The organism is Cryobacterium sp. 10I1, assembly GCF_035019805.1.
GTDB classification, from domain to species: domain Bacteria; phylum Actinomycetota; class Actinomycetes; order Actinomycetales; family Microbacteriaceae; genus Cryobacterium; species Cryobacterium glucosi.
This window is the reverse complement of sequence record NZ_JASJVF010000245.1, coordinates 1-4745: the sequence shown is the minus strand read 5'-3', so window position 1 is coordinate 4745 and position 4745 is coordinate 1. Positions and strand designations below refer to the sequence as shown.

At 69.4% G+C, this 4745-nt stretch carries 4 protein-coding genes and 1 tRNA gene; 1 reads left to right on the top strand and 4 read right to left on the bottom strand.

Going from position 1 to position 4745, the window contains the following annotated elements:
• Positions 1-270 precede the first annotated feature (270 nt).
• From QN345_RS15685 to QN345_RS15675, 3 genes are all read right to left on the bottom strand, one after another.
• Positions 271-1248 (bottom strand): ribose-phosphate diphosphokinase, encoded by a 978-nt coding sequence (locus QN345_RS15685; RefSeq protein ID WP_134448255.1) that lies wholly within the window; start codon positions 1246-1248, stop codon positions 271-273.
• On the bottom strand, positions 1249-2673 hold the full coding sequence (glmU, locus tag QN345_RS15680) for a bifunctional UDP-N-acetylglucosamine diphosphorylase/glucosamine-1-phosphate N-acetyltransferase GlmU (protein ID WP_134448253.1): 1425 nt from the start codon (positions 2671-2673) through the stop codon (positions 1249-1251). It lies immediately after the preceding gene.
• 82 nt (positions 2674-2755) lie between these two features.
• A tRNA-Gln gene (locus tag QN345_RS15675) sits at positions 2756-2827 on the bottom strand.
• Between the two features lie 125 nt (positions 2828-2952).
• On the opposite strand from QN345_RS15675, the gene QN345_RS15670 reads away from it, so the two are divergent.
• Entirely contained in the window at positions 2953-3444 is a 492-nt protein-coding gene (locus QN345_RS15670; RefSeq protein ID WP_134448251.1) for a MarR family winged helix-turn-helix transcriptional regulator, read from the top strand.
• 52 nt (positions 3445-3496) lie between these two features.
• On the opposite strand, the gene QN345_RS15665 is transcribed toward QN345_RS15670, so the two are convergent.
• Positions 3497-4745, bottom strand: a 1249-nt coding sequence (locus QN345_RS15665; RefSeq protein WP_323508842.1) for a CHAD domain-containing protein, incomplete at its 5' end; no start/stop codon positions are given.

Sequence of the window (4745 nt, the reverse complement as noted above, 5' to 3'; positions counted from 1 at the left end):
CACTACTACCCGCTCGCGGAGGGGTCCACCGCGCGCTTCGACCTGGCCGGGCCCGGCGGGTTCGGCTGGCAGTGTTACGCGATCGACGTGCACGAGCGGGAGACCTGGGTGATCTCGCTCGGCCTGATCCCCCGCGCGCCGGGGTTCGGCCCACCGGTCGTGCCGGCCTAGGCATCCGCTGCCCGTGCGCGCCCCACAGGGTGTCGCGGCGGTTAACGACGGATGCCCCGCTCGGGTGAGCGGGGCATCCGTCGGTCGGGGCAGCGTGGGTTACGCGGCGCCCTCGAACATCGACGTGACGGATCCCTCGTCGAAGACCTCGTGGATCGCGCGGGCCAGAAGCGGGGCGATCGGCAGAACGGTCAGGGTCGGGAAGCGCTTCTCCGGGGGGATCGGCAGGGTGTCGGTGACGACGACCTCGGTGATCGCCGGGTTCTGCAGCAGCTCGAGCGCGGGGTGGCTGAACACGGCGTGGGTCGCGGCGACGACGACGCCGATCGCTCCGGCGGCACGCAGTGCCTCGGCGGCGAGGACGATGGTGCGTCCGGTGTCGATCATGTCGTCGACAAGCAGGCAGACGCGACCGGAGACCTGACCGACGATCTCGTGCACGGAGACGCGGTTCGGCACCAGCGGGTCACGGCGCTTGTGGATGATCGCCAGGGGGGCGCCGAGCTTGTCGCTCCAGATGTCGGCGACGCGGACGCGGCCCATGTCGGGCGACACCACGGTCAGCGTTGCGGGGTCGAGCTTCTCCTGGAAGTGCTCGAGCAGCACCGGCATCGCGAAGAGGTGGTCGACGGGGCCGTCGAAGAAGCCCTGGATCTGGGCGGCGTGCAGGTCGATCGACATAATGCGGTCGGCGCCGGCGACCTTGAACAGGTCGGCGACGAGGCGGGCCGATACCGGCTCGCGGCCGCGGCCCTTCTTGTCCTGGCGGGCGTAAGGGTAGAACGGCGCAACAACCGTGATGCGCTTGGCGGAGGCCCGCTTGAGCGCGTCGACCATGATGAGCTGTTCCATCAGCCATTCATTGATCGGGTTGGTGTGCGACTGGATCACAAAGGTGTCACTGCCGCGCACGCTCTCGTCGAAACGGGCGTAGATCTCGCCGTTCGCGAAGGTACGTGCGTCGGTGTGCACGAGTTCGGTACCGAGCTCCTTGGCGATGTCCAGTGCCAGTTGCGGGTGTGCTCGCCCCGAAACCAATACAAGTCGTTTCTCGCCGCTGGCATTGATTCCAGGCACCTAGTCTCCGCTCTTAGCCGCGGCTTCCGCCGCGTCGGTTCCCGGGCGGTTGGTCTGAACCCAGCCGTCCATATTGCGTTGTGGGGCCACGGTGAGAGCCAAAGCTCCGGCCGGCACGTCCTTGCGGACGATGGTACCGGCACCGGTGTAAGCCCCGTCCCCAATCCTAACGGGCGCGACGAAGACGTTGTGCGACCCGGTGCGCACATGCGACCCCACGACGCTCGGCGATTTCGTCACGCCGTTGTAGTTCGCGAAGATCGTCCCCGCCCCGATGTTGGAGTGCACACCGACCGTCGCGTCGCCGACGTAGCTCAGGTGCGGCACCTTGCTGCCCTCGCCGATGACGGCGTTCTTGGTCTCGACAAAGGTGCCGATCTTGCCGTCCGCGCCGAGAATCGTGCCGGGCCGCAGGTACGAGAACGGGCCGACGGATGCGCCGGCACCGATCACCGCGAGGGTCGCGTCCGTGCGCTTCACCTCGGCGTTCGCGCCGATCTCGCAGTCCACGAGGGTCGTGTCCGGTCCGACGACGGCGCCGGTCTCGATGACCGTCGCCCCGAGGATCTGGGTGCCCGGCTTGATCGTGACGTCGGGCGCGATCGTGACGGCGAGGTCGATCCAGGTCGTCGCAGGGTCCTGCACGGTCACGCCGGCGAGCTGCCAGCCGCGCACGATGAGCGCATTGAGCTGCCGGGCGGACTCGGCGAGCTGGGCCCGGTCGTTGATGCCGGCCACGAGCCAGGCATCCGCTACCGGAACGGCGCGCACATCGGAGCCGGACTCGCGGAGCAGGCCGATCACGTCGGTGAGGTACTTCTCGCCCTGGACGTTCTCAGTCGTGATGCGGGCGAGCTGCGCACGCAGTTCGGTGATGCCGAAGACGTAGACGCCGGCGTTCGTCTCCGTGATCAGGCGTTCCTCGGGGCTGGCGTCCTTCTGTTCCACGATGCGGTCGAAGGCTCCGGCTTCGTCGCGCACGATGCGGCCGTAGCCGGTGGAGTCGTCGGGGAAGGCGGACAGCACGGTCGCCGCGACGGCGCGTTCGCGGTGCGCGGTGATGAAGCTCGCGAGGGTCGCCGCGTTCAGGAGGGGAACGTCGCCGCTGACGACGAGCACGTCGCCCTCGAAGTCGGCGGGCAGGGCCTCGATGGCCTGCTCGACGGCCCGGCCGGTTCCCGGGACCTCGTCCTGGTCGACGACGATGCTCTCGGGCAGGTCGGCCTCGACGATGTCGACGAGCCGGTCGCGTTCGTGGCGCACGACGGTCACGACGTGCGCGGCGTTCAACGCGGATGCCGTCGCGAGCACGTGGCTGAGGATGGGCAGCCCGGCGAGGGGGTGCAACAGCTTGGGAGTCGCGGATTTCATCCGGGTGCCCTGGCCTGCGGCCAGGACGACGATGGCGAGACGGGAATCGGTCACGGGGTCCTCGTGCTTCTGTGTTGCCGGCCGGGAAGACCGGGTGCGGGCGCCACTGGAATGCAGCACTGGTAATGATCTACGGCTCCGCCGCCAGGACTCGAACCTGGACCTAACAGCTCCAAAGGCTGTCGTGCTGCCATTACACCACGGCGGAATTCGCCGGCCGGAGCCGACCAACGCTGATAAGTCTGCCAGAAGTATCGGCTGCGGCGCGCAGCCGGGCGTACCGATGACCCGTGCTGTGCAGGCGGATGCCCCGGCTGGCCGGATAATAGGACGATGCCCGGCAATGACGAAGTAGACCGCATCGTGGATGCCTGGCTGCGCGAGCGGCCGGACCTCGATTTCGCCCCGTTGCAGGTGCTCAGCCGGGTCGGTCGCCTCGCCAAGCACCTTGACCGGGCCAGGCGCACCGCGTTCTCCCGCTCCGAACTGGAGTCGTGGGAGTTCGACGTGCTGTCGGCGCTCCGCCGCGAGGGCGCACCGTACGAACTCAGCCCCAAGGCGCTGCTGCAACAGACGCTCGTGTCGAGCGGAACCATGACGAACCGGATCGACCGGCTCGTCGAGCGCGGCCTCGTCACCCGGCGCACCGACCCCAACGACGGCCGCGGCATCTTCGTCGTGATGAACCCCGACGGGCTGATCCGGGTCGATGCCGCGATCACCCGCCTCGTCGACGCCGAGGCCGAGCTGCTCGCGACGCTCACGGCCAGCGAACGCGAACGCCTCGCCTCCCTGCTGCGCAAGCTCAGCCTTGACTTCGACTGAGCTCGCGCGCACCGCAAGAATCGCGGCGGAGCCCTGACCGGGGTCGACGGCGTCAGAGCACGGACTTGGGGAAGCTTTTCCACGCCGACCGGAACCGGCTCTCGAGGTGCGCACCCCGGAACTGTTCGGTCGCGTGGAGGCGGCCGTACGTGAACGAGTTCTCATTGTCGATGAAGGCGCGCATGCCGAGGGTGAGCAGCACCCCGCGGGCGACGACGCTGTCGTGGTGCTCGCCGAGGATGTCCTGGACCAGTCGGGCGGCGGCCACAAGCCTGGCCGCACGTTTCGGACTCAGGATGAGCGCAGACTCCGTCGTATACCGCAGGCGCTTGGCGATCTTGCGCACCTCGTGCAGGGCTGCGTCGTGATCGGGGCCCTGCGGCACGGCGCGAGCGTCGCGAACGGCCTTGCGCAGTCGGGCGCCATCACGCTTGACGAGACCAGGTACCACCGACTTGGCCGACTTCTTCGCGAGCGCGGTGAACGGCGGCTCCGCGATGAGGGCGTCGAGTGCGTCGAGCAGCCGGAAGTAGCGTGGGCTGTCGAGCACGACATCCGCCGCCTGCTGCGCCGTGGCGAGGTCGGCCGCGAAGTGCGCGTCCAGGCGCTTCCTGACGTGCCCGACCACGAGCTTCGCCGGCTCGGACGAGAGCGACCTGGCGAGGTTGTGGTGCAGGACCTCGTTGTCGCGGGCGGCGCCGAGCACACGGGCGATCCACTGGAGTTCGTCCCCGAGGGTGTTGGCCAGCCCGTTCGGAAGCAGGTCGCGATAGGTGGCCAGCACCGAGCGCATCCGCCGGGTCGCGACCCGCATCTGGTGCACGGCTTCGGCGTCGTCGCGCCTCACGAGCGGGTCCTGGTGGACGAGTACCCGCATCTGGGCGTCGAGGTAGGCGAGCAGCAGGGCCCCCGTCGTACTCGACCGGGTCGGCGTCGCCGGTGGGGCCGGCGGGGCTGCGGGAATGCGGTCGCCGAGGGCACGGCCGAGCTTCGAGGGGTAGCCTGCGCGACGGACTCCCCCGGCGGCGAAGGCCTCCGCGACGGCGTCGAGCAGCTCGGGGGCGCCGTCGACGAGTTCGATCTCCCATTCCCGCCATTCCTGGCGGAGCGGGTCGACACCGAGGCGGTCGGCCAGGACACTGTCGTCGCAGACCTCGGCGAGCACGGCGCCGTTGTCCCCGCGCAGCACGTGCACGATCCGGTGGTTGCGGAGCCGCACGACGGGCACGAGCACCCGGTCGCGCACGAGGACGCGAACCCGCTGCTGGAGGCCGGCCGGCACGAGCTCGGGGTCGCTGCCG

Excerpts from the sequence above, each read along its gene's own strand:
- QN345_RS15670 (WP_134448251.1), top strand. The coding sequence starts at position 2,953 with ATGCCCGGCAATGACGAAGTAGACCGCATCGTGGATGCCTGGCTGCGC.